Below are 25876 nucleotides of genomic sequence, written 5' to 3' on the forward strand. Positions count from 1 at the left end.
CCCGCCCGGCCGGACCCAGCGCGGACCGGGTTGCCGGCCCGCGGCGGCCTCCCTCGCTCCTATCCCTCGTTCAGCCAGCGCTTCATTTCCAGCCGCGCGATGGTGCGCTCGTGCACCTCGTCGGGACCGTCCGCGAGGCGCAGCGTGCGGATGCCGGCATAGGTATAGGCAAGCGGGGTATCGGCACTCACCCCGGCCCCGCCATGGGCCTGGATGGCGTCGTCGATGACCGAGAGGGCCATGTTCGGGGCGGCCACCTTGATCATGGCGATCTCGCCGCGTGCGGCCTTGTTGCCGACCGTGTCCATCATCCAGGCGGCCTTCAGGGTCAGCAGGCGCGACTGCTCGATATCGATGCGGGCGCGCGCGATGCGGTGCTCCCAGATGGAGTGCTTGATGACCGGCTTGCCGAAGGCCTCCCGGCTCATCAGGCGCTTGACCATGAGTTCGAGTGCGCGCTCGGCCGCACCGATCGTCCTCATGCAGTGATGGATGCGGCCCGGCCCGAGGCGGCCCTGGGCGATCTCGAAGCCGCGCCCCTCGCCGAGCAACATGTTGCTCGCCGGGACCCGCACGTTATCGAGCACGATCTCCATGTGCCCGTGCGGGGCGTCGTCATAGCCGAACACGGGAAGATGGCGCACGATCCTGATCCCGTCCGCATCGGCCGGGACGAGGATCATGGACTGCTGTCGATAGGTCTCCGCGTCCGGATCGGACTTGCCCATCACGATATAGACCGCGCAGCGCGGGTCGCCGGCGCCCGAGCTCCACCACTTGCGCCCGTTGATGACGTACTCGTCGCCCTCGCGCTTGATCGAGCACTCGATATTGGTGGCGTCGGAGGATGCCACGGCCGGTTCGGTCATCAGGAAGGCGGAGCGAATCCTGCCGTCGAGCAGCGGGCGCAGCCACGTGTCCTGCTGCTCCTTGGTGCCGTAGCGGGCGAGCACTTCCATGTTGCCGGTGTCGGGCGCGGAGCAGTTGAAGACCTCGCTGGCCCAGCCGACCCGGCCCATCTCCTCGGCGAGCGGGGCGTAGTCGGCGTTCGACAGTCCGGCGCCCTCCTCGGAGTCCGGCAGGAAGAGGTTCCACAGCCCCTCGGCCTTCGCCTTCTCCTTCAGCTCCTCGATGACCGGCACGACCTGCCAGCGATTCCCGCCCATGGCGGCGAGCTGCTCGGCATAGGTCTTCTCGTTGGGATAGACATAGGCGTCCATGAAGGCGCGCACGCGCTTCAGATACTCCTTGCACGTATCGGAATACTCGAAATTCATGGATGTCCTCCCGCTTCATGGCTGAGCTCCGCGCCGGACGGGCGGAGTTTCGATTTGCCGCTATCATGGCACGGGACACAGGTGATTCCACCCGCGACATGACCGCACTCATCATTCTTCTCGCCACGATCGCCACGGCCATGCTGTCGGCCGTGTTCGGCATGGCCGGCGGGCTCATCCTGATGGGCGTGCTCGCCGCCCTCCTCCCGGTCGCGAGCGCCATGGTCGTGCACGGCGCCGTGCAGAGCGTGTCCAATGGCTGGCGCGCGGTGCTGCTCTGGCGCTTCCTGCTGTGGCGGACGCTGGCCTGGTACGCGCTCGGCTCGATCCTCGCCGCCGCGGCGCTGGCCAGCGTCTCCCTCGTGCTGCCGCGCGCCTGGCTGTTCATCGTTCTGGGCCTGGTGCCGGCGATCGTGTGGGTCCCGAAGGCCTGGCTGCATCTCGATTTCACGCGGGCAAGCCATGCCGCGCTCAGCGGGCTGCTGGTCACCGGGCTCAACGTGGTCGCGGGCGTCGCCGGTCCGCTGCTCGACGTGTTCGCGCAGAACGTCGAAGCCGACCGGCGCGCGATCGTGGCGACCAAGGCCGCCACCCAGGTCGCCGCGCACGCGGTGAAGATCGCCTACTATCTGCCGCTCGTGCTCGCCGGGGACGGGCTCGCGATCTCCTGGTGGGTGCTCGCCGCGGCGGTCCCGCTCTCGGTGATCGGCACCACGGCGGGCTCGCGCGTGCTCGACGCGATGAGCGATGTGACCTTCCGCAACTGGACGAAACGCATCGTGACGGTGATCGGCGCGGTCTATGTGCTACGCGGTGTGCTGCTTCTCTAGGAGCCGCACCATGAACCTCGCCCCCCGCCTCATCGAAAACGAATTCGTCCGCCTCGAACCCCTCGACGCGCGTCACCGCGAGGCGCTGCGCCCGCTCGCCGACGACAAGAGCCTGTGGACCCAGAGCGTGATGCGCGCCGACGGGCGGTATTTCGACGCCTGGTTCGAGGCGATGCTCGGCGCCCACGAGAGCGGCGCGCAGATCAGCCACGCGGTGTTCGACAAGCTGTCGGGGGGCTTTGCCGGCCACACGGCCTATCTCGCGATCCAGCCCGCCCATGCGCGCGTCGAGATCGGCTGGACCTGGTACGCCGCGAAATTCCACCGCACCCACGTCAACCCGGCCTGCAAGCACCTCCTGATGGAGAATGCCTTCGGCGCCGGCGCCGAGCGCGTCGAGCTGAAGACCGGCTCGCAAAACCTCAGGAGCCAGGGCGCGATGACCAAGATGGGCGCGACGCGCGAGGGCGTGCTGCGTTCCCACACCCTCACCTGGACGGGCGAGCGGCGCGACACGGTGTATTTCTCCGTGCTGGAGCGCGAATGGCCCTATGTGAAGGCCGGGCTGGAAACGCGCCTGTCGCGCGTGGCGATGCCGTGCACATAGGTCTCGACGATCCGCTGAAGCCCGATGTGGCCGGCCTTCTGGAGGCCCATGGCCGGTTCACCGCCGAACACTCGCCGCCGGGCACGTGCCATCGCCTGGACGCGCACGGCCTCGCCCGGCCCGAAATCACCTTCTGGACCGCCCGCGACGAGACGGGCGCGGTGCTGGGCTGCATCGCGCTGAAGGCGCTCGGCGAGGGACGCGGCGAGATCAAGTCGATGCACGTGGCGGCCGATCGGCGCGGCAAGGGCGTGGCCCGCGCGCTCGTTCAGGCCGTCATCGAGGAGGCACGCGGTCGCGGCTATACATGGCTCGGCCTGGAGACCGGACGCTCGGACGGGTTCGCGCCCTCGCGCGCGCTCTATGCGCGGATGGGATTTGAACCCTGCCCGCCGTTCGGCGATTACCTTCCCGAGACGTTCAGCTATTGCATGAGCCGGACGCTGTAACGCTTCACCCGCCCCCCGGCCCGCTGCTAGCCTTCATCCCATGATGCGTATCGAGATCAGACGCGAGGATACCGGCTGCCTCGGCGGCGGCTGTCTCGGCGTGGTCGCGCTCGCCGGCTGGATCACCGCCATCGTGCGCGACGCGATGATGCTGAAATGGCTCTGGCTGATCCTCGACCTCCTCCTGCCGCCGCTCGGGGCGCTGAGGGGAATCTTCATGTGGTTCGGGTGGGCGTGAGCAGCGCCTCCTCCCGCGTCGGACAGGGAGAATCTAGCGTTTCCGCCGCGCCCGGAAGAACTCCCGCAGCAGCGCCGCACTCTCCTGCGCCAGCACGCCGCCCGTGACCTGCGGGCGCCAGTGGCAGGTCTTCTGCTCGAAGAAGCGCGGGCCGTGCTCGACCGCGCCGCCCTTCTCGTCGCTCGCGCCATAGACCAGGCGGGCGATGCGGGCATGGCTGATCGCGCCGGCGCACATGGCGCAGGGCTCCAGCGTGACGAAGAGTTCGAGGCCGGTGAGGCGGTAGTTCTCCAGCCGGCGCGCGGCGTGGCGCAGGGCGAGGATTTCCGCATGCGCGCTCGGATCGTGACCGGCGATCGGCGCGTTGGCGCCTTCGGCGAGGATCGTGTCCGTGGCCGGATCGACGATCACCGCCCCGACCGGGGCCTCGCCGGCTTCGGCCGCGGCTTGCGCGAGGGCAAGCGCGCGGCGCATATAGCGCTCGTCGCGTTCGGTGTTCATGACCCGAGCGCTTAGCCGCGAACCGGACAATCCTCAAGCATGACCGAGAATTCCAACAGCGAGACCGAGGGCGAACGCATCGCCAAGTATCTCGCCCATGCCGGCATCGCCTCGCGCCGCGAGGCGGAAAAGCTGATCGAGGCCGGGCGCGTGGCGGTCAACGGCAAGACGCTGAAAACCCCCGCCTTCAAGGTGACGCCGGGCGACGAGATCACGCTCGACGGCGAACCGGTGGCGGGCCGCCCCCCGACCCGGCTGTGGCGCCATCACAAGCCGGAAGGCCGGCTGACCACCCACAAGGACCCGGAAGGGCGCGAGACGGTGTTCGAGCACCTGCCCAGGGAGATCGGCCGGGTGATCTCGATCGGCCGGCTCGACCTCAATTCCGAAGGCCTGCTGCTGCTGACCAATGACGGCGAACTCGCGCGCATCCTGGAACTGCCCGCCACCGGCTGGACGCGGCGCTACCGCGTGCGCGCCTTCGGCGACGTCACCGAGGCCCAGCTGGAAAAGCTGAAACACGGCACCACGGTGGAGGGCGTGCAGTACGGTCCGATCGAGGCCACGATCGACCGGCGCACGGGGGCCAATATCTGGCTCACGCTCAGCCTGAAGGAAGGCAAGAACCGCGAGGTGAGGAAGGTGCTCGCCTCGCTCGGGCTTCAGGTGAACCGGCTGATGCGCCTGGCCTACGGGCCGTTCCAGCTCGGCGCGCTGGAGAAGGGCGAGACCGAGGAGATCAAGCTCTCGGTCCTGCGCGACCAGCTCGGCAAGCTCTACCCGCTCGATCCCGACGGCTATCCGGTCGGGTCCGGCCATGTGGCGGGCCCTGAAAAGACCGGCACGGCGAAGGCCAGGCCCAGGCCGGTGCGTCCCGGCGGGACGCGGCACGCCGCGCCGGGCCGGCCGCACAAGGCGCAGGCGGCCGGAGCGGGACCGAAGCGCACGGCCAAGCCGGGCCCGAGCGCCTCGCCCGGAAAGTCGAAGCCCGAACCCGCCCATCCGGGAAAGGGCGGACCCAGGACAGGACCGAAACCGAATGCGAATCGTCGCCGGCGCCCATAAGGGCCGGCCTCTGAGCGCACCGGCGGGCCGGACGACGCGTCCGACCTCGGACCGGGCGCGCGAGGCCATCTTCAACAAGCTCGCCCACGCGCCCTGGGGAGAGGGGGTGGCGGACAAGCGCGTCATCGACCTGTTCGCGGGATCGGGCGCGCTGGGCCTGGAGGCGATGAGCCGGGGCGCGGCCTTCTGCCTGTTCGTGGAAACCGACGCGGCCGCGCGCGGCGCGATCCGGGAGAATGTCGAGGCGCTGGGGCTCTACGGCAATACCCGCATCCACCGGCGCGACGCGACGGCCCTGGGCGTCAAGCCGGCCGGGGTCGGCGCGCCCTTCGATCTGGTCTTCCTCGATCCGCCCTACGGCAAGGGGCTGGGCGAGAAGGCGCTCGCCAACCTCCTTGCCGGTGGCTGGGTGGCGCCGGACGCCCTGGCCGTGTTCGAGGTCGGCGAGAAAGAGGATCCGCAGGTGGACGGCTGGGCGCGCCTCGACGAGGGGCAATACGGCGCGGCGCGCGTGGTGTTCCTGAAACCGGAAGGCTAGGCCTTTGCCGCCAGCGCCCTCAGCCTGTGCTGGCGCCAGGCGAAGAAGGCGCGCGTCATCAGGCCCGAGAGCGGGGTGAGCCAGCCCGCGCCGACCTCGACCCGGTCGACATAGCGCGTGCCGCCATCCTCGTGCGCCGTGGCGAAGATCCAGTGATCCCAGCGGGTCATGAGATCGCCTCCGCCGGCATCGTGCAGGACGAAGGCGTGCGCACCGGCTTCCGCATGCTGCTCGCCGAGACGGATGTCGATGCGCTGACGGCCTGCCGGGACCAGGCCCAGGATCTTCAGCCGCACCGTGTAGACCCGCTCCTGCCAGCGCGCGGGCCATTCGGGCGGATCGACCGGCTCCATGACCGCGAGCGGGCTGGCGACATGGCGCATGGTCTGCGGATCCATCACCAGGCGCGCCGCCGTCTCGGGCGGGCAATCGAGCCGGGTTTCGAGCCTGATGCACGTCATGGAGCCTCTCCTTGGCACAACGCCGGGAAAGGCTAGCCCCCCTGGCGGCCCGGGCAAGCCTAGCCCGCCGGCGCGCGCGCCGACCCGAGCAGGCGCTGGCGCCGGGCGGTGAACATGAAGGCGAGCCGCACCGCGGCGAAGGCGAGACCGAGCGCGGCAAAGGCGGCGATGGCGCGCACGATGGCGTGGCGCAGGGGCTCGTGACTGGCCGCAGCGAGCGCCTCGAGGCGCTCGCGGGCAAAGCGGTTGCGTTCGAGCGCAAGGTCGGAGACGCGCGCCAGCATGATGTCCGACCAGACCGGGCGCAGACCCGGATCAGGCGCGGCACCCTGCTGCAGGTTGGCGCGCACCCGGGCGAGCTCCGGCCCGCCGGTCAGGGCGAGGACCGCATCCAGTTCGGCCAGCCGGGCCTCGCCGGCCACGCTCAGGAATGCCGCGCGTTCATCGCGCTGGCGCGCAATGGCGCCGTCGAACACCGCGTTGAGCGGATCGTCCATGCCCCGGAGCGCGAAGCCGGCATAGCCGATACCGCTTTCCAGGCTCACCCGGTCCTGCAGGCGCGCCAGCGCCGCGAACTCGGCCGAGAAGGCGGTCGGCTCGCCGTTGAGCGCATCGAACATGTCGCCCATCGAGGCGATCACGATGTCAGTCAGCTCGGTATACTCCTGAGCCGTCTCGATCGTGGCCGCCTCTCTCGAGAGGACCTGGGCCCGCAATGCATGCAGCTGCCCGGCCGCAGCGACGGCCCGGTCGGCGATCGCGCGCTGGCGGCCGGTCAGGGCCCCGGAGGCGAAGAGCGGGCTCGCTCCGAGCGAGGCCATCGTCGCGTCCGTGGCGGCCATGCGCTCGGTGAAGTCGGCAAGCCCGGCCGCGGGTGCGGCCGTGAGATAGATCGCCTCGCTGCGCTCGCGCGCGAGATCGTCGAGCAGGATATTGCTGAGCGCGATCGTCTCGACGGCCGCATTGGCCCGATCCGCCCGCGCCATCTCGTTCAGGACGTTGAAGGCAAGGATGAAGGCGAGCACCGCGGCAAAGCCGCCTACGACCCAGATCGCCATGCCGCAGAAGCGCGGCGAGGCGGTCCCGTCCGTGCTCGATGTCGCCATTCCACCCCTCCTGCGGCCTACCCGGCCGATCGACAACCAGTCGAGCCGACAGGCATTAAGGAGCCGTGAATACGTTCATTCAGTCTGCAGTTGCCGCTCACCGCCGTCCGAACAGGCGCTCGATATCGGCGAGCTTTAGTTCGACGTAGGTCGGACGGCCGTGATTGCACTGGCCGGAATGGGGCGTCGCCTCCATCTCGCGCAGCAGGGCGTTCATCTCGTCCGCCGATAGGCGCCGGCCGGCGCGCACCGAGCCGTGGCAGGCCATGGTGCCGACGACCTCCTCGAGCTTCTCCTTCAGGCTCAGCGCCTCGTCGTATTCGGCGAGTTCGTCGGCGAGGTCGCGGACGAGGCCCTGCACGTCGAGGCGTTTCAGGAGCGCGGGCACTTCGCGCACCGCGATGGCGCCCGAGCCGAAGGGTTCGATGACGAGGCCGAGTTCGGCCAGTTCGCCCTCGCGCTCCAGCACGCGGCGCGCCTCGGCCTCGTCGAGTTCGACGATCTCCGGGACCAGGAGGGCCTGTCGCGCCACGCCGGCCTCGGCGAGCTGGGCCTTCATGCGTTCATAGACCAGCCGCTCGTGGGCGGCGTGCTGGTCGACGATGACGATGCCGTCCGCGGTCTGGGCGATGACATAGGTGGAATGGACCTGCGCGCGCGCCACGCCGAGCGGCAGGTCGAGCCCGCCCTCTCCTGCCGGCGCCTCACCTGCGGGGGCGGGTTGCTCGCCCTCATAGTCCGGCTCGACGCGGGCCGAGACCCCGCGGACCAGGGTTTCGGGATCGAAGGGCTCGGGGCGCAGGGATTGCTCGTAGGCCGGGGAGACCGAGGCGCCCGCCCAGGCCCGGTTGCCGCTCCACAGCCCGGCGCTTGGCGCGGCCTGCGGCTGGGCGCGCCCCAGCGCATAGCCCGCGACCGTGGTCGAGGCCCGATGCCCCGCCCCCGCCAGTGCATGGCGCAGCGCCCCGACGATGAGGCCGCGCACGAGGCCCGCATCGCGGAAGCGCACCTCGGCCTTGGCCGGGTGGACGTTCACATCGACCTCGCCGGTCGGCAGATCGACATACAGGGCCACGACCGGATGGCGGTCGCGCGCCAGGAAGTCCTGATAGGCACCGCGCACCGCGCCCACGATCAACTTGTCCCTGACCGGGCGGCCATTGACGAAGAGGAACTGGAACTGGTTCGAACCGCGATTATAGGTCGGAAGGCTCGCCCAGCCGGACACGCGGACGCCCTCCCTCTCCTGGTCGATGGCGAGTGCATTCTCCCCGAAATCCCTGCCGAGCAGGGCCGAGAGACGAGCACGGCGGGCCTCGGCCGGATCGTCATGTGTCTCGGCCGGCAGGGACAGGCGGGCGCGCCCGTCCGCGGAGAAGAAGAAGCCGACATCGGCGCGCGACAGCGCCAGGCGTTTCAGCTGGTCGCCGATCGCGGTCGCCTCGGCGCGCTCGGACTTGAGGAATTTCAGCCGCGCGGGCGTGGCATAGAAGATGTCGCGCACCTCGACCCGCGTCCCGCGCCGGCCGAGCGGGGGGGCGGGTCTGACCTCGCCGGTCCGCCCGCCTTCCACCGAGAGCGAGACCGCTTCGCCGAGTTCGCGGTCCTGGGTCGTGATCTCGAGGCGCGCGATCGAGCCGATCGAGGGCAGCGCCTCGCCGCGAAAGCCCATCGTGGCGATGTTGAGAAGATCGTCGCCGGCCTCGCCCACGGGCAGCTTGGACGTGGCATGGCGCTCCACCGCGAGCGCGAGCGTCTCCCCGTCCATGCCGCTGCCGTCGTCCTCGACGACGAGACGCGTCAGCCCGCCCTGCTCCACGCTGACATCGACCCGAGAGGCCCCGGCATCGAGTGCGTTCTCGACAAGCTCCTTGATGGCGGACGCCGGGCGCTCGACCACTTCGCCCGCGGCGATGCGGTTGATGGTTTCCGGGCTGAGGCGTCGGATCGGGGACATGGGTGAAGCGTCGCGGCAAGGGCTGAGTCGGTCAAGGACGGCCCGGCAGTGCTCCGGGCGTGCGCCGAACGAAAAACCCCGGCCGCGCGGGCCGGGGTTCATCATTCGCGCTGGCAGGCGCGGGTCAGAGGCCGGGCAGCTTGGAGCGCACGGTGCGCGGCTGCGGGATGTCGACCGGCTGGCCGCCGGTCACCGCCTCGATGCGCTGGCGCTCCAGTTCCGGATCGATCGGCTCGGCCTCCGCGGTCACCTGGACTTCCGTCCCGGCCGAATCCTCGCGCCAGAACAGGATGCGGTCGGCGAAGCTGCGGTCCTTGCGGACGACCTGCGCGGTCTCGCCGTCGATCAGCGCGCGCACGTTCGGGTTCGCATTGCCGGCGCCGGCGCGTGCGGCGAGCAGGATCTCCGCGTCGGTCGCGGTGGTCGCTTCGAGATCGCCGAAGATGGCGCGACGGGCCTGCTGGTCGGGGAAGATGTCCTCCGGGCGCAGTCCGCCCGGCTCCGGCGGGACGAGATTGTATTCCGGCGGCACCGAGAGCGGAGCGATCGTCATCACCCGGAACTCGTCCGGCGTGGTCTTCTCGACACCGAGCGCCTGGCGCACGCCCGAGCTGCAGGCGCTGGTGGAGACGAGCACCGCGGCCGCGGTCAGGAGAAACAGAGGTGTGCGCATCACAGGTCGGCTCGCTTTCGATCTATGTCCCGAAGTGAACGGTATCTAACAGACAGCCGGCAGGGATGGCCAGCCTTTGCGGCAGGCTTCAGAGCGGGCGGGTCCGGCTCCGGTCCCGGTCGAGCAGGAGGTCGAGCAGCAGCACGGCCACCCCGATGGAGATCGCCGCGTCCGCGACGTTGAAGACATAGGGGAAGTAGAGGCCGGAGAAGTCGAGGAAATCGGCCACCGCGCCGTAGACGAGCCGGTCGACGACATTGCCGAGCGCGCCCCCGATGATGAGGCCGAAGGCAATCGCCTGGAGCGGGCGCTCCGCGCGCGTCAGCCAGACGGCGAGAAAGCCGGAGATCGCGAGCGAGAAGCCGACGAGCACGAGGCGCTGCCACAGGCTGTCGGCGGCGAACAGGCCGAAGCTCACCCCCCGGTTCCAGACCATGGAGAAATTGAACCAGGGATCGAGCACCTCGATCCGGCCGATGCGGTCGAGATCGACCACGCGCAGCATGACGTGCTTGGTGATCTGGTCGAGCGCAATCACCAGCGCGGCAAGCGCGAAACCGAACCAGGCAAGGCGCGCCTTGCCGCGCCGGCGGGTGAACAATCTCGCCATCTCGTCTCCGTCTCCAGAAGCCTGCCTTCGGGGAAGGTCCATTCCACCATGCCGGCCCCGCGCCGGCCACGTGACATGTCGGTCAGGGTGCTGCCCGGGACAGCAGCGCTCGCGCCGTCTCGGCGTCGGCGGCGATCTGCGCCTTGAGTGCCTCGAGCCCGTCGAACTTCCGCTCCGGCCGGATGAAGCGCTCGAAGGTCACCTCCAGCGTGCGTCCGTAGAGATCGCCGGTGAAGTCGAAAAGATGGACTTCCAGGCGTTCCTCGGTACCGGCCACCGTCGGGCGCCTGCCGAGATTGGCGACGCCGTCGCGCCAGCCGCCGTCGCCCGGAACGCGCGCGCGCACCGCGTAGACGCCGAATTTCGGGCGCTGATAGTCGCCGAGCGAAAGGTTCGCGGTGGGAAAGCCGAGCACGCGCCCGCGCTGGTCGCCGCGCGTGACGACGCCTTCCATCGCCCAGGGCCGGCCGAGGAGATCCGCCGCACGCTGCGGGTCGCCGGCTTCCAGCGCCGCGCGGATGGCGGTGGAGGATATCTTCTCCTGCCCTTCGGCGATCTCCGGCGCGGTGCGCGCCACGAAACCGAAGCGCTCCCCCAGCCGGCGCAGCACCTGCGCATCACCGGCCCGGTCGCGGCCGAAACGGAAATCGGCGCCGGTGACGACCCCGTCGAGGCCGAGCCCCTCCTTCAGCACGTCACGCGCGAACGCCTCCGGGCTCATCGCGGCGAGCTCGGGGCCGAAGGGTATGTGGTGAACACGCACCGCGCCGGCCTCGCCGAGCGCGCGTATGCGCTGTCCGTCGCTCATCAGGCGGAAGGGGTGGGTGTCGGGCCGGAAATAGCGCCGCGGATGCGGCTTGAACACCGCGGCCACCGTGGCCACGCCGAGTTCGCCCGCCAGGGCGCGCGCAGTCTCGAGCACGGCGGCATGGCCGCGATGCACGCCGTCGAAATTGCCCAGCGCCGCGACCCCGCCCTTCAGGGCCGGATCGAGCGCGAGATAGCCTTCCACGATGTCGGTCAAGGGCGGGCGCTTTCCGGGATGCGGGCGGGGATCAGTCGTTGTTCGCCTTGCGGCGCTTTCTCACCATGACCTCGGCATCGGCCTCCATGACGACCTCGCCGTTGACCCGGCATTCGCAGACCATCTTCACCAGGCGCGAGCGGATGTCGATCTCGGCGACCGTGGCCTTGGTCATCACCGTGTCGCCGGGCCGCACGGGACGCTGGAAGCGGATTTTCATCGACTGGAAGATCGCGCCGGGGCCGGGCAGCTCGTTGCCGAGCACGCACGACACGAACGAGGCGACGAGCGCGCCGTGGGCGATGCGGCCGCGGAACGGGGTCTTGGCAGCGAACTCCTCGTCCATGTGCAGGGGATTGAAATCGCCCGACACCTCGGCGAACTTCGCGATCAGGTCGTCGTCCACGCGGCGTTCGATCTCCGCCGACTGGCCCACTTCCAGCTCGTTGATTCCGAACCCCTGATTCTCGCTCATGCGCCTGCCTTTCATCGAGTGCGGCGTGTTTAACCGAATTTTGACCGCACTTGTCTAGCCTTCCAGGCCATGAGACGGGCAAAGCCGGATGGGGCACCGCTCTTCGCGAACTGTAACGACTGGATGGAGGTTGGGGTATGGCCGTCGAAATGTCGATGCCGATCCTGGTTGTGGACGACTACAAGACGATGATCCGGATCATCCGGAATCTCTTGAAGCAGATCGGGTTCGAGAACGTGGACGAGGCCGCTGACGGCACCGAAGCGTTCGAGAAGATGAAGAAGCAGAAATACGGTCTCGTCATCTCCGACTGGAACATGGAGCCGATGACGGGCTACGAGCTCCTGCAGCGCGTGCGCGGCGACGAGCAGACCAAGCACACCCCCTTCATCATGGTGACCGCGGAATCCAAGACGGAGAACGTGGTCGCGGCGAAGAAGGCGGGCGTCAACAACTACATCGTCAAGCCGTTCAATGCCGGAACGCTGAAAGCCAAGATGGCCGCGGTGCTGGGCGATTTCTGATCGCCGCCCCGGTCGTCTTCCGGACATTCTAGCGCTGAACAAGGAGGGGCGCCCATGCCCGCCGCAGAAGTCGCCGCACGAGTGCGCGAATCCCTGGCCTCGCTGAAGGCAAGCGATTTCAAGGACGCCCAGGTCATGGAAGTCCTTAAGCTTGCCCAGCAGCTGACCGATACCATGCAGCTGTTCTTCGGGTCGCTCGACCGTTCGATCCACGAGGAATTCCGCTATATCGCCAACTATATCTCCCGCACCCGCGAGGAGATCTCCAAGCTGCGCCCCAACGACATCAAGGAGCAGCGGATCCCTGTCGCCGGCGCCGAACTCGAAGCGGTCGTCACCGACACCGAGAAGGCGACCGAGTCCATCATGAGCGAGGCCGAGGCCGTGCTGTGCATGGACGCGGAAGACGATCCGGCCGCCTACAAGGCCGCCGTCGACGAGGCGATGATGAAGATCATCGAGAGCTGTTCCTTCCAGGACCTCGCCGGCCAGCGCGTGTCCAAGGTGGTCTCCTCGCTCAAGCACGTGGAGAAGCGGGTGACGCGCTTCGCCCAGACCATGGGCGTGGCCGACGCCGACGCGGACGAGGAGGAATCCTCCGAGGCGGAGCGCCGCAGGACCCTGCACCTGAACGGCCCCGCCATCGGGGGACCGGAGAAGAAGCAGGACGAGGTCGACCAGATCCTGAAGGCCGATCTCGACCAGAACGCCATCGACGCCCTGTTCGACTAGGCGCGGGGCGAAGCCGCCAGGCAGACGAAGACCCCGCCCGCGACGGCGGGGTTTTTCGTGGCCGGGCCGGGCGTGGGAATTTTTCCTGCGCGATCCCCTTTTCGGCCGGCGGCTTCGGGCGCATATCTATGCGCGGATACCCGCCTGACGGTGGCTCCGGCGTCCGTGGAACGCCGGCCCGTTGACGGGGCCCCCGGGGTCTTGTTTTCGGTTCGAAAGGGTGCGCCATGGATGGCGATCTTTCCGCGATGTCCTCCCTGCCTGCGCCGGCGAAGGCCCGGCTGACGCTCAACGCCGTCGGCGGCGCGATCGCCGGGGCGCTGTTCGTGGGCCTGATGGCCGAGACGCTGGCCGCCGGCTCGATCTGGGCGCTCGGCATGCTCGCCGGCCTGCCCGAGCTTTTCATCCTCGGCGGCGAGGGCGTCGCGCTCGTCGCCTGCGCGGTGCTGACGGTCGCGATCGCCCGGCGCGCGCTGCACCTGGAAACCCTGCGCGCGGCCGGCCTGCCGGTCTGATCCTCACCACACGAGACGGTCCGCCGACCAGCGCGCCGCCACGCCGGACCGGGCGAGCGCGCGGTCGACGCTGTCCGCGTCGAAGCCGGTCTCGAACGCCGCGCCGAGAATGCCGGACGCGACGAACAGGCAGTCGAGCCCTTCCTGCTGCGCGCCGAGCACGTCGGTTTCCGGACCGTCCCCGACCGCCAGGATGGCGTCCGCGTCCACGACCCGGCCGCTGATTTCCGTCAGCCGGTCATAGGCGAGCGTGTAGATGGGCGGATGGGGCTTGCCGGCATAGATCACCTGCCCGCCCATCTCCTCGTAGGCCTCGGCGAGCGCGCCCGCGCAGGGCAGCAGCCGGTCGCCGACCTGGACCAGCCGGTCGGGATTGACGCACACCATCGGCAGGCGGCGCAGCTGCGCCTCGCGCAGGAGGTCGGCATAGTCGGCGACCGTCTCGCTCTCGTAGTCGACGAGGCCGGTGGCCGAGATGAAGCGCGCATGCTCCAGCGGGGCGAAGTCGAGGCCGAGGCCCTCGTAGAGCGGATCGTCCCAGTCGGGCCCCAGCTTGCAGGCCGGGCCCGGCGCCAGGCTCGCCAGCACCGCGCGCGTCGCCTCCCCGGAGGTGACCGCCCCGTCCCAGGGCGCCTCGCCGGGCGCGAACCCGCCCATCTGCGCGAGGAAGTTCAGCAGCGAGCCCGCCCGGCGCGGGGAGTTGGACAGCAGCAGCACCCTGCCGCCCCGGGCGCGGAATTTCGCCAGCGCGTCGAGCGCCTCGGGCACCAGGGCGCGCCCGTCGCGCACCACGCCCCACACGTCGCACAGGATGGCCTCGTAGCGCTCGGCGATGTCGGACAGGCGGGCGGGCTCGCTCATGGGGTGTCCTCGTGATCCGGGGCCGGCGGGAGTCCTCTCCCCCGAATCGGAGGGAAGCGGACTCCTACTACGACTACTACCACCCTCCCCCCCCCCGCGGCGCGGGCGCGCGATGCGGGACGAAGGGCGGAGCCGAGGAGATAGACGATCATGGCGGGCAGTCTAGCCCGGCGCCTGCCACCCGGGGACAAGGTGCAGGACAATCACAGCCGGACCGGAACGCCCCCGGGCCCGGCCCGCGTTCCTCCCCGTGACAGGCCCGCCGGACGGGCAAGGCGCGCGGCGAACGCCGCACCCCCCGCCTCGCCCCGCCCGCGGAGCCGGCCAGCCACCAGGGAGCCCCTCCCCATGTATGTCGAGGAACTCATGACCCCCGCCGCGCGCGTGCGCACGGTCACCCGGGACACCGGGCTGCGCGAGGCCGCCCGGTTCATGCGCGAGGACGATACCGGCGTCCTGCCGGTCAATGACGGCGACACGCTCGTCGGCATCCTCACCGACCGCGACATCGCGATCCGCGCCGTCGCCGAGGGCATGCCCGCCGACACCCCGGTCGGCGAGGTCATGACCGGCGAGGTGCTGTACTGCTATGCCGACGCCCCGACCGAGGACGTCATCGTCAACATGCGCGACAACGCGATCCGGCGCATGCCCGTGGTCGACCGCGACAGGAATCTCAGGGGCATGGTCTCCATCGTCGACCTGACGAAGGGCAATCCCAAGACCGCCGGCGAGGCGCTCGCCAGGATCCACGACCAGCCGCCCCAGACCTAGCCTGGCCTGGCCTGGCCTGGCCTCGGCCACCTCGCCTCGCCCTGCCGCGCCGCACCTGCCCCCGGCAGGCCCCGGCAGGCCCGGCCTCGGCCGGCGCCCGCGCCGTCCTCCTCCCCCGGCGGCGAGGGCCCGGCCCGGCGAGCGGCCCGGAGCCTGAACTCCCGTGTGCGCCGCGCCTGACCCGCCCCCCTCCAGGCGCCCCGCGCACACGGCCTCCCTCGGCCCCGCGCCCTCGCCCGAAGCCCCGCCCCGCGCCGGCGTTCCAACCACGCCGTCGCGAGCGGGGTGGTTTTTTGGCGTTCAACTCTCCAAGCACTCTAGGCGCACCCCTCCCCTCGATGGGGAGGGTGGCCTCGCCGAAGGCGAGGTCGGGTGGAGTGAGAGGCCGGCCACCCACGGCTGCCGGCATCCCCCCCCGCACCCCGCTACGCGGGGCACCTCCCCCCTCGAGGGGGAGGAGGGGATCCTACGCCAGCCGTTCCGCCAGCCAGGGCAGGCTCTCGTCGAGGCGGTAGTCGATGCCGGAGTGGTCGTCGTCGAATTCCTCGTAGCGGTGGGGCACGCCGAGCGCGGTGAGCCTGCGGGTGAGGCGGCGGGCGCCGTAGACGAGGTCGTACTGGTCGAGCCGGCCGCAATCGATGAACAGCGCCTTCAGGCGCTTCAGGTTCTGCCCGTGGCTCTCCACCAGGGTGAGGGGATCGCAGGCGCGCCACTGCGCCCAGCGCTCCTCGATCAGCTCGCAGGTGTGGGGATCGACCGGCAGGCGGATGCCGAAGAGCGATTTCGGGTCGGGATCGTAGGTCGCCGCCATGGCGAGGATCATCAGGGCGTGGATATCGTCCCCGGAGGGCTTCCTGGCCGCCTCGAAGGCTTCGACGAAGTCCTTGACCGAGCCCTTGCGCGCGACCCGGCGCAGCGTGGCGGGCATGTCCTTCAGATAGGCGAGCTCGAAGGCCATGTCGCCGGAATGGCAGGCCGCACCGGCCCAGAAACCGGCGTGTTTGAGCGCGTGCACGATCGCGCCGTAGCCGCCCGAGCTCTTGCCGAACACGGCGCGCCGGCCCTCGCCGCCGCACCCGAGGTTTTCCTCCACCGCCGGGACGAACTCGGAGATGAGGATGTCCTCCCACGGGCCCATCACGGCGGAGTTGACGTACTGGTTGCCGCCCAGGCGCGTGTAGCAGTCGGGAAAGGCGACGACGCAGGGCTCCAGCCGGCCCTCGCCGTACAGCCGGTCGAGGCGCTCGGGCACGTTCTCGCCGAAATTCTTCCAGCTGGTGTGCGACAGGCCGCTGCCGGTATAGCCGGCGAGACTCACCAGGAGGGGCAGGCCCTGCCCCCCATGCCCGTGCGGGGTCCACACATCGATCGCCCGGCGCACCGGATCGCCGAGGAAATTGTCCTTCAGGAGCTGCGATTCCACGAACAGGCGATGGACGGTCCCGGCGGGATGGGCGTGGCGCGCGGTCATGAGGGCTCCTTTCGCGGTGGGTCAGGGGGAGCGTAGGGGGTGGGCGCGCACGATCAAGGCAAGACTGCGTTGAGTTTCTCCGCTTGAGCTGTCATGGCCCGGCTTGAGAGCCTGTCCCCGCGAAAGCGGGGAGGCCACCCATGCCTCTCCGGCGGCGAGCGGTGGAGCGTCGAAGTTACGGCATGGGTCCCCCGGTCGATGCTTCGCATCGCCGGAGGATGACAAGATGGGGATCGGGCGACGTGCGAACTAGGCCGGCCTGCGGCTCTTGAAGGCCGCGGCGAGCGTGCCGTCGTCGAGATAGTCGAGCTCGCCGCCGACAGGCACGCCTCGGGCGAGCGAGGTGACCTCGACGCCCGCGCCTTCCAGCTTGTCGGCGATGTAATGGGCGGTGGTCTGGCCGTCGACCGTGGCGTTGAGCGCCAGGATGATCTCTTGCGTCTCCTCGCGGTTCGCGCGCTCGATCAGCGTGGCGATATTGAGCTGCTCGGGACCGACGCCGTCGAGCGCGGACAGCACGCCGCCGAGCACGTGATAGCGGCCCTTGAAAGCCGACGAGCGCTCGAGCGCCCACAGATCGCCGACGGTCTCCACCACGCAGATCACCTTCGGATCGCGCGCGCCGCTGGCGCAGATCGCGCACGGGTCGGTGACGTCCAGATTGCCGCATTCGGAACACGACCTGATCTTGGCCGCGGCCTCGCCCATCGCGGCGGCCAGGGGCTCCATCAGCTGCTCGCGCTTCTTGAGCAGATGCAGCGCCGCGCGGCGCGCCGAGCGCGGCCCGAGGCCGGGCAGCTTGGCCAGCAGCTGGATCAGCCGCTCGATTTCGGGACCGGAGGCCTGGTTCATGGGCGGGTCAGAACGGCCCGCCGCCCTTGCCGAAGGGCAGGTCGAGGCCGGGGGGGAGGCCGAGGCCCTGGGTGGCCTCGCTCATCACCTTCTGTTGCGCCTGTTCGGCCTTGCGGCGCGCATCGTTGAGGCCGGCGGCGAGCAGGTCCTCGAGCACCTCGATCTCGGAGGGATCGACCACGGAGGGGTCGAGATGCAGCTTCTTCACCTCGCCCTTGGCGGTCATCACGATCCTGACGAGGCCGCCGCCGGATTCGCCCGTCACCTCGACATCGGCGAGGCGTTCCTGGGCTTCCTGCATCTTCTTCTGCATGGCTTGGGCCTGCTTCATCAGGCCGGCGAGATCCTTCATGAGCGGCGCTCCTGGGCGATCGGGTCTTCAGGCATGTCCTGGGAGGGTGAAACGTCCGGGCCGGCGATCGGCTCCGCGGCCGGCGGGGCCTCGAGCGAGACGATCTCGGCGCCCGGAAACAGCGTCATCACCCTGACCATGGCCGGATCGCGCCGGGCGCGCTCCTCGCGCTCGCGCGCCTCGCGCTGGCGGCGTTCGTAGAGCGTCTCGCCGCCGCGCGCCGCCTTGCCGTCGACGAACCAGCGCGAGCCGGTGTGCTCGGCAAGGAAGCTCGCCAGGCGTCCGCCGAGATCGTGCGGCGCGCCCTCGGCGGCCTCGAAGATGAATTTCGGCGCGGCGATCGTGACCGGGCGCACGAAGCGCTCGACGTCGCGTTTCAGCGCGATGTCGCGCTCGCGCTCGATCAGGACCATCAGCTCCTCGATCGAGGACGGGCCTTGCGCATCGGGCTCTGCGGGTTCGGCCTTTGCGGATTCGGGCGCGGCCTCGTGCCGGGCCTGCGGCGCGGAGGGGGGCTGGGCCTCGGGCGCGGCAGGGGCCGCGTTGGACTGCGGCGCGGCGCCGCCGGCGATCAGGCGTGCAGCATCCTCGGGCGAAGGCAGCTGGGCGGCGGCCATCAGGCGGATCACCGCCATCTCCGCGGCCGAGACCGGATCGGGCGCGCTGCGCACGTCTTCCAGGCCGGTCAGGGCCGTCTTCCACAGCCGGGTGAGACCGGCGAGCGAGACCGAGGCGGCGAGCTCGGAGAGCACCTGCACGGTCTCCTTCGCCTCGGCGAGATCGGCATCCCCGCCCACGGCCTTGATGCGGCTCATGGCGTGGAGATAGTCGAGGATGTCGCGCATCAGCACCTGGGGATCGGCGCCGGCATCGTACTGGGCGCGCAGCTCCTCCAGCGCATCCCTCGCCCGGTTCTGCAGCGCGGCGGCGAGCAGGTCGAGCACGCGCGAGCGGTCGGCCAGGCCGAGCATGTCGCGCACGTTCTCCGCGCTCACCGGCCCGTCGCCCTCGGCCTGCACGATCGCCTGGTCGAGCAGGGACAGCGCGTCGCGCACCGAGCCTTCGGCCGCGCGCGCGATGGCCAGGAGCCCCTCGCGCTCCACGTTCGCGCCTTCGGTGCGCGCGATGTTTTCCAGGTGGTCGGCCAGCACGGTGCGGTCGACGCGCTTCAGGTCGAAGCGCTGGCAGCGCGACAGCACCGTGACCGGCACCTTGCGGATCTCGGTCGTGGCGAAGACGAACTTCACGTGGCCCGGCGGCTCTTCCAGCGTCTTCAGGAGCGCATTGAAGGCCGCCGTCGACAGCATGTGGATCTCGTCGATGATGTAGACCTTGTAGCGCGCGCTGACCGGGGAATAGCGCACGCCCTCCAGGATCTCGCGGATGTCGCCGATGCCGGTGCGGCTGGCCGCGTCCATCTCCATCACGTCGACATGGGAGGATTTCGCGATCGCGGCGCAGTGCCGGCCCGGCGGCTCGAGCCGGATCGAGGGGCCCTTGACCGTGTCGGTCTCGTAGTTGAGGGCGCGCGCGATGAGGCGGGCGGTCGTCGTCTTGCCGACCCCCCTCACCCCGGTGAGCATGTAGGCGTGTGCGATCCGCCCGGCCTGGAAGGCGTTGGTGAGGGTGCGCACCATCGCGTCCTGGCCGATCAGGTCCTCGAAGGTCTGCGGGCGGTACTTGCGCGCCAGCACCTGATAGCCCGCCTTCGGGGCGGTCTCGGCGGGGGTGTCGAATCCGGGCAGCGCCACGTCGTCGGGGCCGGGGCCCTCGGGGAGGCCGGCATCCGCCTCGTGAGGATCGCGATCGAATTCGTCCATCACGTCAGGCCGGCGCCCTTTCCCGCATGTCAGGTGGCGTAGGGGAGTAAAGAGGCGGAAGACCGGACGGCGACCCGAGCCGAAACTCGTTACGGCTGCTCCCTTCCGGGCCTGACCGGGTTGGCGAGGGGCTCGTCCGCCGCCGGCCTTCCTGAGCCCAATATCGGGGCAAGGGCCGGCTTATGCAAGCGGGCCGGTTCAGTCCCACCGCCTCAGAGCTCGCCCGTCTCGCGCAGGAAGGCGGCGTGCTGCTGCAGCACCGCGATGGTGCGCGGATCGCCGCCCTCGCCCACGAGGCGCTCGATCCACAGCTCGACCACGCGCGCCTGGGTCTCCAGCCAGCGTGTCAGGGCAGGCTGGCTGGCGGGGCGCCGGTCCGCACCGCCCTCGATCACCCGCAGGTCCATCATCGCCATCGCTTCCTCCCACTCGGCTCGACGCGGACACGAGCTTAGATGAAGTTGCGAAGCATTTGCAAGATGGCGAGCCCGGCCGCAGCAGAACGCAAAACCCCCGCGCCGAGGGCGCGGGGGTTGCGGTCCGCTGGCCTGAGGGGATCAGGCGCGAGGCCTAGAAGCGGCGGATATAGGTCGCGCCGAACGAATCGGCTTCCGCGTCGTCCTCGAACTCGTAGCGGGTGTACTCGACGCGCACCGCGTTCGGGCCGGCGAAGGCCCACTCGGCACCGGCGCCATAGGCGAAGCCGTCGGTGTCGTCGGACAGGGTCACGCCGGAGGCGGAGGCTTCCGCTTCCATGTAGGCATAGCCGGCGCGGGCGAACAGGGAGACCTGCTCGGACACCGGATACTGGCCCTTCACGAAGGCGCCGAGCGCGTAGTCGAGCGAGACGTCCGCCGTGGTGCCGCCGAGATCGACGTCCTCGTCACCGAGGCCGACGAGCACTTCGCCTTCCAGGGCGACGAACTCGTTGAAGTCGTAGCCGCCACGCAGGTTCAGCGTGTTGAACTCGACATCGTCGAAATCGACGTAGGTGTAGCCGGCGCCGGCATAGAACCGGCCGGCTTCCTGAGCCGAGGCGCCGGAAACCGCGACGAGGGCGGCGGCGGAGGCGAGGAGGAGGGTTTTCATGATCGACATTCCTTCTTTTGCTTTTGCGGGCCGGCTCTTCGTCCGGCCATCGCGGTCGATGTGAGCGCCGGCCGCGCACCCCGCAAGCGGTTCAGCGCAGCTCGCACATGCCGCGAATTTTTTGTGTGTCCTTGCGGATACGCACTGTGGCGCAAGCGTGGCAAAGGCGGGGCAAGTCTGCCTCAAAGCCTTGGCTGAACACACTTTTTCGCCGCAGGTCTCTACGCGGCGGGCTTGCTCCACTCAAACGATTCGAACCTGTCGTCGACCGGGGTCCCGGCGATGTGGTTGGCGTAGTTGGAGAGGGTCTTGATCGCATTGCCGAGCAGGACGTCGAAGACGTGCTTCCTGAGATAGCCCGCCTCGAGGAAGGCATCGACATCCTCCCCGGACAGCTCGCCGCGCTGGCGCACGACCTTGCGCGCGAACTCGGCGAGCGCGTTCTGCTTGGCGTCGGGCAGCGGGCCGCCCTCGCGCAGCGCCTCGAGGGTTTCCTCGTCGAGCCCGGCCTGCTTGCCGGTCGCCGTGTGGGCGGCCATGCAGTAATGGCAGGCGTTCTCGTAGCTGATCGCGAGCAGCACGATCTGGCGCTCCTCGTCGTCCAGCCCGGAGTCTTCGTAGATCCGGTTCAGCGTGGTGTAGGCCTCCACCGCGGCCGGGCTCTCGGCGAGCACGCCCAGCAGGTTGGGCACGAAGCCGAACGCCTCCCTGGCCTCTTCCAGCGTCTCGCGTGCGTCGGCGGGGGCATTGCTCTCGGTGTAGACTTCGAACTTGACCATCTGCGGTCTCCTTCCATCAGCGGGCGTCGACCCGGTTACGCTGCGCGAGGTGGGCCCGTTCCGGCGCGGCTGAAACCCGGGCGCAGTCACATCGCCATCACGTCCCGATCACGCCCTCGCGCTTGGCGCCGCGATCGGCTAGGTCATGGACATGACCGATCCCAGACCCCTCACCTTCACCCGCTCGCCCCTGGACTTCTCCGGCCTGGAACGCGCCGATGCCGACTGGATCGCGGCCCGGCGCGAGCATCCCGAGGCGAGGGTGCTGCTCCTGCACAAGGGCGATCTCGCCACCGATTCGGCGGGCGAACCCTTCGTCGTGCGGGCACGCGAGACCCGCGACCTGCCGCTCGACCGGCCCGGCCTCGTCTTCCTCGGTGTGTGGAACGGCGTGCCCTGGTTCTGCGCCGCCCTGAAGCCCGGCTCGGTACCCGACGGGGTGCCCTTCCGGCTTGCCGCGATGAAGGCCGAGGCCGACTTCGCCTGCCTGATGGGCCGGGCGCGCTCGCTGCTGTCCTGGCACGGGCGGCGCAAGTTCTGCTCCAATTGCGGGGCGGAGAACCGGCCCGATCCCGGCGGGCTGAAGCTCGACTGCCCGGCCTGCGGGATGGAGCATTTCCCGCGCGTCGATCCGAGCGTGATCATGCTGCCCCATGCCGGGGACCGATGCGTGATGGGCCGCCAGGCGAGCTGGCCGCCGGGCATGTACGCCACGCTCGCCGGCTTCATGGAGCCGGGCGAGACGATCGAGGAGGCCTGTGCGCGCGAGACGAAGGAGGAGATCGGGCGCACCGTGCTGAAGGCCGAATACATCGAGAGCCAGCCCTGGCCCTTCCCCTCCTCGCTGATGATCGGGCTCATCGCCGAGATCGACGAGGGCGAACTCTTTCCCGACGACGACCTGGAAGATGCGCGCTGGTTCACGCGGGAAGAGGTGCGCGCGCTCTACGAGAGCGAGATGGCGAAATGGGCCCCGCCCAACTTCTCCATCTCCCGCCGGCTCATCGACACCTGGCTGAATCGGGGCTGACGGGCGCGACGAGGTGACGCGTAGGCGCGGCCCTGCAAGGCGTTAAGTAGGAAAGCACACTGCAGACATTGCCTCGACGCGCGGGGCGTGCCAAACACGGCGCCGAATTTCTGGACAGGTAGAGAGAGGACGTCGATGGGCGATCTTTTCTGGAATAAAGTGGCCGGCGCGCTCCTGGCGATCGTGCTGGTCGTGCTCGGACTTCGCACCTTCGGTGAAGCCCTCTTCCCGCATGAGGAGCTCGACCCCGAGGAGCTCGCCTACCCGATCGACCTCGCCGCGCTCGAAGGCACGACCGCCCCGGCCGAAGAGGAAGAGGAAGGCCCGGTCGATTACGGCGCCCTTCTGGCCGCCGCCGACGTGTCGGCCGGCGAGCGCGTCGCCAATCGCTGCACCTCCTGCCACACCTTCGAACAGGGCGGACGCAACGGCACGGGTCCGAATCTCTGGAACACCGTGATGAACCCGGTCGCCGCGGCCGAGGGCTTCAACTACTCCGCCGCGATGGAAGAGTTCGCCCAGGGCGGCACGGTGTGGAGCTACGAGCATCTGGATGGCTTCCTCGCCAATCCGCGCGGCTACGTGCCCGGCACGGCGATGAGCTTTGCGGGCCTGCGCAACGAGGACGACCGGATGAACCTCATTGCCTGGATGCGCACGCTGTCGCCCGACCCGGCCCCGCTGCCCGAGCCCCTGCCCGAAGAGGCCCCGGCCGTGGAAGAGGCCGCCGCCGAGGGCGAGGCCGCTCCGGAACTCGGCCCGGAAATGGTCGACGCGGAAGTGGAAACCGACATCAACGCCCCGGCCGAAGCCGTGGCCGAGACCGCGGAAATCGACGAGGAGGACGTGCTGGTCGAAGGCGGGGAGGACGCCGCCGACGACGAGCAGGTCCAGACCGACGACGAACCGAACGACTAGATCACGGCCTCATTGCCGGAAGAATGAACCCCGCTCCGCCCCGGAGCGGGGTTTTTCCTGTCGCCGGCATCGCCGCTGCGCCCGATGGGCTCAGTGCTCGTGGTCGCCGTGATCGTGTTCCTCCGCGGCCGGGACCTCCTGCGCTACCTCGTCCTCGCCGAGCGGGCTGTTCGACCAGTGCACATGCTCGATCACCCAGCCTTCGCCCCGGCGGCGCAGCACCAGCGTTTCCTGGGCCTTGACCGCGATTTCGCGCCCCTGATGGGTGCCGCGAAGCGCACTCTCGGTGGCGACCCAGGCGGCATCGCCATGAACCTTCGACGTGCGCGAGAGGCGTTCGCTCTCGACGTTCGAGAGAAAGGCCATGTCCGCCATCATGTGGTGGGAGGCATACTGTTCGAGCGAGCGTTCCGCGCCGCCCGATTCCAGGATCAGCACATCTCCGGACAGGAGAGCGCGCACCTGCGCCTCGTGCGAACCGGCAAGCGCGGCATGGAAGGCATCGGCAGCCGCCTCGGGCGTGCCCGCAGACCCCGTCTCGGGGGCATGCACACCTTCCTGCGAATGGCCATCCCTGCCCTCGCCGGAGGGCGCCGCGTGCTCATGCCCGTCCTGCTGCGCGGCAGAAGCTTCGTCATGGGAATCGCCGTGACCGCCCTCTCCGTGGGCATGATCGTGTCCCTCGCCGCTCGCCGCGGGCAGGCTCTGCACCCCCACCCCGTGCTCGAAGACCACGACGCCGCCCCACCAGGCCGTGACGGCCAGAAGTGCCGCGGCCGCGAGGGCGGCGGCCGCGAAGAGCGGTCCGGGACCGTCGTGCCGGATCATCCATCTCCAGGCGCCGAGTGCGGCGAACACACTGGCGGTGACCAGAGCCCAGTTGCGATGCGTCGTCATTGCCGCGTGGGAGGCAGCATCGTGAGCGACCGTGTAGTAGGCCTGGAAGCCGGCGACGAGCGCGCCGACAGCTGCCAAGAGGCCGAGCGCCAGCATCCAGTCCCCGCCCGCCAGCATGGCGCTGCGCCAGCGCGCGGCGCCCGGAACGAAAGCGGCCACGGCAAGCACGAGGGCACCGCTGAAAAGCAAGCCCACGACGAAATGCACGAAAACCGGATGGAGGTTCGGTTCGATCAGGTTGTCCACTCGCGATGTCCTCGTCTTGCGGCGGGAGCGGACGTCGCGATGGATGCCGCCGCCCGCTCCCGTCCGGATCTGGCGGATGCGGTGAGCCTGTCACAAGCGCCAGGACTTACAAAGGGCCGGAATGCCCGCACCTGTCCCGAAAGGTCACCCGTGCGGCTTCAGCGGCTCGCCCGGCTCGACGCGGTACCGGCTCTTGTGCAGATGCCGCTCGATATCGCGCGCGGCCTGACGGCATTCGTGCAGGCTCGCCAGCGACTTGCGCCAGGGCGAGCGCCAGAGGGCGTAGGCGATCGCCTCGCGGAGATCCTTGTCGTCGGTCATGAGCGGGCTCCCGTTCCGTGTCATTCCGGAACAAAAGCAGAACTCATGACCGCGCGGCAAGTGCGAAAAGCGCTTGCGGGAGCCTACATCATCCCCGTCCAGCCGGTTTCGGCCGGCGGGCGGCAGATCGTGCGCACGGGAGCGTGGTGGAAGGCGATGCGCCGGGCTGCGGTGGCGAGGGGCTCGGCCACGGTCAGCATGTGGTGGGCATTGGCGTGCAGCAGGGTGCGGCTGTCGGTCATGATCCCGACATGGCCCGGCCAGAAGACGAGATCGCCGCGCTGCAGGCCGGAGAAGTCGTCGCTGACCGGGACATTGCCCCAGCGCCGGGCCGCCCATTCCTCCTGGTCCTTGGTGTCGCGCGGAAAGCCGCGCACCCCGGCCGCTTCCAGCGCGCTCTGCACCAGGCCGGAGCAGTCGAGCCCGATGGAATCGCGCCCGCCCCACAGATAGGGGGTGTGCAGGAAGCGCTCGGCGACCGCGACATAGTCGGTCTCCGCCGCGCCGAGCACGGCCAGGTGCTGTTCGAACACCCAGCCCAGGCGCTGGGCCTCCACGAAGCGCCCTTCCCGGCGCGCCGAGGCGATCTTGGCGTTGATCGACACCAGGCCGACCGGGCGGCTCTTGATGTCCGGCTCGGCATAGGCATAGGTGCGCAGCGCCGAGACGCGGTGGGTCGAGATCAGGACCGGCTGGGCCATGTCGGCGCGCCTCACCCAGCCCTGGTAGCCGTCGCGGCGGGCCGTGCCGTAGGCCCAGTCCCCCTCGCGCTCCTCGACAAGGAAGACCTCGCCGTGCAGCAGCTGGGTGTCCATGGCGCCCTCGTCGTCGGGCGTCGCGCGCAGCGCCGTGACTGCGGCGGTGACCTGGTATTCCTCGCTCAT

Annotated in this window: 32 protein-coding genes and 1 other RNA gene; 12 read left to right on the top strand and 21 right to left on the bottom strand. The window is 69.7% G+C overall.

Annotated features, from left to right (window positions below; translation table 11 throughout):
* Positions 1–59 precede the first annotated feature (59 nt).
* Entirely contained in the window at positions 60–1277 is a 1218-nt protein-coding gene (locus tag JW792_RS07515) for an acyl-CoA dehydrogenase family protein (RefSeq protein WP_135996315.1), read from the bottom strand.
* A gap of 98 nt (positions 1278–1375) precedes the next feature.
* Here JW792_RS07515 and JW792_RS07520 point away from each other — a divergent pair, with 98 nt between their 5' ends.
* Genes JW792_RS07520 through JW792_RS07535 form a run of 4 tightly spaced genes read left to right on the top strand, consistent with a single transcriptional unit; the run spans position 1376 to position 3401 of the window.
* Positions 1376–2107: a TSUP family transporter gene (locus tag JW792_RS07520; RefSeq protein ID WP_135996314.1), complete on the top strand. Its 732-nt coding sequence runs from the start codon at positions 1376–1378 to the stop codon at positions 2105–2107.
* Between the two features lie 10 nt (positions 2108–2117).
* On the top strand, positions 2118–2714 hold the full coding sequence (locus JW792_RS07525; protein WP_135996313.1) for a GNAT family N-acetyltransferase: 597 nt from the start codon (positions 2118–2120) through the stop codon (positions 2712–2714).
* Positions 2705–3163, top strand: coding sequence for a GNAT family N-acetyltransferase (locus tag JW792_RS07530; RefSeq protein WP_241095094.1), 459 nt, complete (start codon positions 2705–2707; stop codon positions 3161–3163). The genes JW792_RS07525 and JW792_RS07530 overlap by 10 nt, the downstream gene beginning before the upstream one ends.
* Positions 3164–3203: 40 nt before the next feature.
* On the top strand, positions 3204–3401 hold the full coding sequence (locus JW792_RS07535) for a hypothetical protein (RefSeq protein ID WP_135996311.1): 198 nt from the start codon (positions 3204–3206) through the stop codon (positions 3399–3401).
* 33 nt (positions 3402–3434) lie between these two features.
* On the opposite strand, the gene tadA is transcribed toward JW792_RS07535, so the two are convergent.
* Positions 3435–3902, bottom strand: coding sequence for a tRNA adenosine(34) deaminase TadA (gene tadA / locus JW792_RS07540; protein ID WP_135996310.1), 468 nt, complete (start codon positions 3900–3902; stop codon positions 3435–3437).
* A gap of 39 nt (positions 3903–3941) precedes the next feature.
* Between tadA and JW792_RS07545 the strand changes: the two genes are divergently transcribed.
* Both JW792_RS07545 and rsmD read left to right on the top strand, forming a co-directional pair.
* The gene (locus JW792_RS07545; RefSeq protein ID WP_135996309.1) at positions 3942–4967 is read left to right on the top strand and encodes a pseudouridine synthase; all 1026 of its coding nucleotides are present in this window, start codon (positions 3942–3944) and stop codon (positions 4965–4967) included.
* Complete coding sequence (rsmD, locus tag JW792_RS07550; protein WP_135996308.1) at positions 4942–5505, top strand: 16S rRNA (guanine(966)-N(2))-methyltransferase RsmD; 564 nt, start codon at positions 4942–4944, stop codon at positions 5503–5505. Before JW792_RS07545 ends, rsmD begins: the two co-directional genes overlap by 26 nt.
* Here rsmD and JW792_RS07555 read toward each other — a convergent pair.
* From JW792_RS07555 to JW792_RS07585, 7 genes are all read right to left on the bottom strand, one after another.
* Positions 5502–5966, bottom strand: coding sequence for an SRPBCC family protein (locus tag JW792_RS07555; protein ID WP_135996307.1), 465 nt, complete (start codon positions 5964–5966; stop codon positions 5502–5504). The two genes, rsmD and JW792_RS07555, sit on opposite strands and share 4 nt — an antisense overlap.
* Positions 5967–6025: 59 nt before the next feature.
* On the bottom strand, positions 6026–7072 hold the full coding sequence (locus tag JW792_RS07560; protein ID WP_135996306.1) for a nitrate- and nitrite sensing domain-containing protein: 1047 nt from the start codon (positions 7070–7072) through the stop codon (positions 6026–6028).
* Positions 7073–7169: 97 nt separating this feature from the next.
* Positions 7170–9029 (bottom strand): DNA mismatch repair endonuclease MutL, encoded by a 1860-nt coding sequence (gene mutL, locus JW792_RS07565; protein ID WP_135996305.1) that lies wholly within the window; start codon positions 9027–9029, stop codon positions 7170–7172.
* 124 nt (positions 9030–9153) lie between these two features.
* Complete coding sequence (locus JW792_RS07570) at positions 9154–9702, bottom strand: DUF3035 domain-containing protein (RefSeq protein ID WP_135996304.1); 549 nt, start codon at positions 9700–9702, stop codon at positions 9154–9156.
* 88 nt (positions 9703–9790) lie between these two features.
* Positions 9791–10312 (bottom strand): signal peptidase II, encoded by a 522-nt coding sequence (gene lspA / locus JW792_RS07575; RefSeq protein ID WP_135996303.1) that lies wholly within the window; start codon positions 10310–10312, stop codon positions 9791–9793.
* 82 nt (positions 10313–10394) lie between these two features.
* Positions 10395–11336, bottom strand: coding sequence for a bifunctional riboflavin kinase/FAD synthetase (locus JW792_RS07580; RefSeq protein WP_241095095.1), 942 nt, complete (start codon positions 11334–11336; stop codon positions 10395–10397).
* Between the two features lie 31 nt (positions 11337–11367).
* Positions 11368–11811, bottom strand: coding sequence for a MaoC family dehydratase (locus JW792_RS07585; RefSeq protein ID WP_135996302.1), 444 nt, complete (start codon positions 11809–11811; stop codon positions 11368–11370).
* A 137-nt stretch (positions 11812–11948) separates the two neighbouring features.
* On the opposite strand from JW792_RS07585, the gene JW792_RS07590 reads away from it, so the two are divergent.
* From JW792_RS07590 to JW792_RS07600, 3 genes are all read left to right on the top strand, one after another.
* Positions 11949–12335: a response regulator gene (locus tag JW792_RS07590; protein ID WP_135996301.1), complete on the top strand. Its 387-nt coding sequence runs from the start codon at positions 11949–11951 to the stop codon at positions 12333–12335.
* Positions 12336–12389: 54 nt separating this feature from the next.
* Positions 12390–13067, top strand: coding sequence for a protein phosphatase CheZ (locus tag JW792_RS07595; protein ID WP_135996300.1), 678 nt, complete (start codon positions 12390–12392; stop codon positions 13065–13067).
* Positions 13068–13294: 227 nt separating this feature from the next.
* Positions 13295–13582, top strand: a complete 288-nt coding sequence (locus tag JW792_RS07600) for a hypothetical protein (RefSeq protein WP_135996299.1) — start codon at positions 13295–13297, stop codon at positions 13580–13582.
* A gap of 3 nt (positions 13583–13585) precedes the next feature.
* On the opposite strand, the gene JW792_RS07605 is transcribed toward JW792_RS07600, so the two are convergent.
* Positions 13586–14443, bottom strand: coding sequence for a TIGR01459 family HAD-type hydrolase (locus JW792_RS07605; protein WP_135996298.1), 858 nt, complete (start codon positions 14441–14443; stop codon positions 13586–13588).
* Between the two features lie 348 nt (positions 14444–14791).
* Between JW792_RS07605 and JW792_RS07610 the strand changes: the two genes are divergently transcribed.
* Positions 14792–15217 carry a CBS domain-containing protein gene (locus JW792_RS07610; RefSeq protein ID WP_158291618.1) on the top strand — a complete coding sequence of 142 codons (426 nt, stop codon included), beginning with the start codon at positions 14792–14794 and terminating at the stop codon, positions 15215–15217.
* A 466-nt stretch (positions 15218–15683) separates the two neighbouring features.
* Here JW792_RS07610 and JW792_RS07615 read toward each other — a convergent pair whose 3' ends face one another.
* From JW792_RS07615 to JW792_RS07650, 8 genes are all read right to left on the bottom strand, one after another.
* Complete coding sequence (locus JW792_RS07615) at positions 15684–16688, bottom strand: alpha/beta hydrolase (RefSeq protein ID WP_135996296.1); 1005 nt, start codon at positions 16686–16688, stop codon at positions 15684–15686.
* 249 nt (positions 16689–16937) lie between these two features.
* Positions 16938–17540, bottom strand: coding sequence for a recombination mediator RecR (recR, locus tag JW792_RS07620; RefSeq protein WP_135996295.1), 603 nt, complete (start codon positions 17538–17540; stop codon positions 16938–16940).
* Positions 17541–17547: 7 nt separating this feature from the next.
* Entirely contained in the window at positions 17548–17892 is a 345-nt protein-coding gene (locus tag JW792_RS07625) for a YbaB/EbfC family nucleoid-associated protein (RefSeq protein ID WP_135996294.1), read from the bottom strand.
* Complete coding sequence (locus JW792_RS07630; protein ID WP_135996293.1) at positions 17889–19712, bottom strand: DNA polymerase III subunit gamma/tau; 1824 nt, start codon at positions 19710–19712, stop codon at positions 17889–17891. Before JW792_RS07630 ends, JW792_RS07625 begins: the two co-directional genes overlap by 4 nt.
* 54 nt (positions 19713–19766) lie before the next feature.
* Positions 19767–19863: signal recognition particle sRNA small type (gene ffs / locus JW792_RS07635), an RNA gene on the bottom strand.
* Positions 19864–19924: 61 nt separating this feature from the next.
* Positions 19925–20128 (bottom strand): hypothetical protein, encoded by a 204-nt coding sequence (locus JW792_RS07640; protein WP_135996292.1) that lies wholly within the window; start codon positions 20126–20128, stop codon positions 19925–19927.
* A 154-nt stretch (positions 20129–20282) separates the two neighbouring features.
* Positions 20283–20801: a porin family protein gene (locus JW792_RS07645; RefSeq protein WP_135996291.1), complete on the bottom strand. Its 519-nt coding sequence runs from the start codon at positions 20799–20801 to the stop codon at positions 20283–20285.
* Positions 20802–21022: 221 nt separating this feature from the next.
* Entirely contained in the window at positions 21023–21580 is a 558-nt protein-coding gene (locus JW792_RS07650; RefSeq protein ID WP_135996290.1) for a carboxymuconolactone decarboxylase family protein, read from the bottom strand.
* Positions 21581–21731: 151 nt separating this feature from the next.
* Here JW792_RS07650 and nudC point away from each other — a divergent pair, with 151 nt between their 5' ends.
* Together nudC and JW792_RS07660 are read left to right on the top strand one after the other, a co-directional pair.
* Positions 21732–22610 (top strand): NAD(+) diphosphatase, encoded by an 879-nt coding sequence (gene nudC, locus JW792_RS07655; RefSeq protein ID WP_135996289.1) that lies wholly within the window; start codon positions 21732–21734, stop codon positions 22608–22610.
* A gap of 135 nt (positions 22611–22745) precedes the next feature.
* On the top strand, positions 22746–23528 hold the full coding sequence (locus JW792_RS07660; protein ID WP_135996288.1) for a c-type cytochrome: 783 nt from the start codon (positions 22746–22748) through the stop codon (positions 23526–23528).
* Between the two features lie 90 nt (positions 23529–23618).
* Here the strand turns inward: JW792_RS07660 and JW792_RS07665 are convergent, their stop codons facing one another.
* The 3 genes from JW792_RS07665 to JW792_RS07675 form a co-directional block, all read right to left on the bottom strand.
* Complete coding sequence (locus tag JW792_RS07665; protein ID WP_135996287.1) at positions 23619–24671, bottom strand: DUF2231 domain-containing protein; 1053 nt, start codon at positions 24669–24671, stop codon at positions 23619–23621.
* A 144-nt stretch (positions 24672–24815) separates the two neighbouring features.
* A complete protein-coding gene (locus tag JW792_RS07670; protein WP_158291617.1) occupies positions 24816–24992 on the bottom strand; it encodes a hypothetical protein in 177 nt (58 codons plus the stop codon).
* 83 nt (positions 24993–25075) lie between these two features.
* The gene (locus tag JW792_RS07675; protein WP_135996286.1) at positions 25076–25876 is read right to left on the bottom strand and encodes a C40 family peptidase; all 801 of its coding nucleotides are present in this window, start codon (positions 25874–25876) and stop codon (positions 25076–25078) included.

The sequence above is a fragment of the Marinicauda algicola genome (assembly GCF_017161425.1).
GTDB lineage: Bacteria > Pseudomonadota > Alphaproteobacteria > Caulobacterales > Maricaulaceae > Marinicauda > Marinicauda algicola.

What these genes read in the sequence shown, in the direction of transcription:
- JW792_RS07515 (WP_135996315.1), bottom strand. Translation starts at nt 1,277, where the DNA reads ATGAATTTCGAGTATTCCGATACGTGCAAGGAGTATCTGAAGCGCGTG.
- JW792_RS07520 (WP_135996314.1), top strand. Translation starts at nt 1,376, where the DNA reads ATGACCGCACTCATCATTCTTCTCGCCACGATCGCCACGGCCATGCTG.
- JW792_RS07525 (WP_135996313.1), top strand. Translation starts at nt 2,118, where the DNA reads ATGAACCTCGCCCCCCGCCTCATCGAAAACGAATTCGTCCGCCTCGAA.
- JW792_RS07535 (WP_135996311.1), top strand. Translation starts at nt 3,204, where the DNA reads ATGATGCGTATCGAGATCAGACGCGAGGATACCGGCTGCCTCGGCGGC.
- tadA (WP_135996310.1), bottom strand. Translation starts at nt 3,902, where the DNA reads ATGAACACCGAACGCGACGAGCGCTATATGCGCCGCGCGCTTGCCCTC.
- JW792_RS07545 (WP_135996309.1), top strand. Translation starts at nt 3,942, where the DNA reads ATGACCGAGAATTCCAACAGCGAGACCGAGGGCGAACGCATCGCCAAG.
- rsmD (WP_135996308.1), top strand. Translation starts at nt 4,942, where the DNA reads ATGCGAATCGTCGCCGGCGCCCATAAGGGCCGGCCTCTGAGCGCACCG.
- JW792_RS07555 (WP_135996307.1), bottom strand. Translation starts at nt 5,966, where the DNA reads ATGACGTGCATCAGGCTCGAAACCCGGCTCGATTGCCCGCCCGAGACG.
- JW792_RS07560 (WP_135996306.1), bottom strand. Translation starts at nt 7,072, where the DNA reads ATGGCGACATCGAGCACGGACGGGACCGCCTCGCCGCGCTTCTGCGGC.
- mutL (WP_135996305.1), bottom strand. Translation starts at nt 9,029, where the DNA reads ATGTCCCCGATCCGACGCCTCAGCCCGGAAACCATCAACCGCATCGCC.
- JW792_RS07570 (WP_135996304.1), bottom strand. Translation starts at nt 9,702, where the DNA reads ATGCGCACACCTCTGTTTCTCCTGACCGCGGCCGCGGTGCTCGTCTCC.
- lspA (WP_135996303.1), bottom strand. Translation starts at nt 10,312, where the DNA reads ATGGCGAGATTGTTCACCCGCCGGCGCGGCAAGGCGCGCCTTGCCTGG.
- JW792_RS07585 (WP_135996302.1), bottom strand. Translation starts at nt 11,811, where the DNA reads ATGAGCGAGAATCAGGGGTTCGGAATCAACGAGCTGGAAGTGGGCCAG.
- JW792_RS07590 (WP_135996301.1), top strand. Translation starts at nt 11,949, where the DNA reads ATGGCCGTCGAAATGTCGATGCCGATCCTGGTTGTGGACGACTACAAG.
- JW792_RS07595 (WP_135996300.1), top strand. Translation starts at nt 12,390, where the DNA reads ATGCCCGCCGCAGAAGTCGCCGCACGAGTGCGCGAATCCCTGGCCTCG.
- JW792_RS07600 (WP_135996299.1), top strand. Translation starts at nt 13,295, where the DNA reads ATGGATGGCGATCTTTCCGCGATGTCCTCCCTGCCTGCGCCGGCGAAG.
- JW792_RS07605 (WP_135996298.1), bottom strand. Translation starts at nt 14,443, where the DNA reads ATGAGCGAGCCCGCCCGCCTGTCCGACATCGCCGAGCGCTACGAGGCC.
- JW792_RS07610 (WP_158291618.1), top strand. Translation starts at nt 14,792, where the DNA reads ATGTATGTCGAGGAACTCATGACCCCCGCCGCGCGCGTGCGCACGGTC.
- JW792_RS07615 (WP_135996296.1), bottom strand. Translation starts at nt 16,688, where the DNA reads ATGACCGCGCGCCACGCCCATCCCGCCGGGACCGTCCATCGCCTGTTC.
- recR (WP_135996295.1), bottom strand. Translation starts at nt 17,540, where the DNA reads ATGAACCAGGCCTCCGGTCCCGAAATCGAGCGGCTGATCCAGCTGCTG.
- JW792_RS07625 (WP_135996294.1), bottom strand. Translation starts at nt 17,892, where the DNA reads ATGAAGGATCTCGCCGGCCTGATGAAGCAGGCCCAAGCCATGCAGAAG.
- JW792_RS07630 (WP_135996293.1), bottom strand. Translation starts at nt 19,712, where the DNA reads ATGGACGAATTCGATCGCGATCCTCACGAGGCGGATGCCGGCCTCCCC.
- JW792_RS07640 (WP_135996292.1), bottom strand. Translation starts at nt 20,128, where the DNA reads ATGGCGATGATGGACCTGCGGGTGATCGAGGGCGGTGCGGACCGGCGC.
- JW792_RS07645 (WP_135996291.1), bottom strand. Translation starts at nt 20,801, where the DNA reads ATGAAAACCCTCCTCCTCGCCTCCGCCGCCGCCCTCGTCGCGGTTTCC.
- JW792_RS07650 (WP_135996290.1), bottom strand. Translation starts at nt 21,580, where the DNA reads ATGGTCAAGTTCGAAGTCTACACCGAGAGCAATGCCCCCGCCGACGCA.
- nudC (WP_135996289.1), top strand. Translation starts at nt 21,732, where the DNA reads ATGACCGATCCCAGACCCCTCACCTTCACCCGCTCGCCCCTGGACTTC.
- JW792_RS07660 (WP_135996288.1), top strand. Translation starts at nt 22,746, where the DNA reads ATGGGCGATCTTTTCTGGAATAAAGTGGCCGGCGCGCTCCTGGCGATC.
- JW792_RS07670 (WP_158291617.1), bottom strand. Translation starts at nt 24,992, where the DNA reads ATGACCGACGACAAGGATCTCCGCGAGGCGATCGCCTACGCCCTCTGG.
- JW792_RS07675 (WP_135996286.1), bottom strand. Translation starts at nt 25,876, where the DNA reads ATGAGCGAGGAATACCAGGTCACCGCCGCAGTCACGGCGCTGCGCGCG.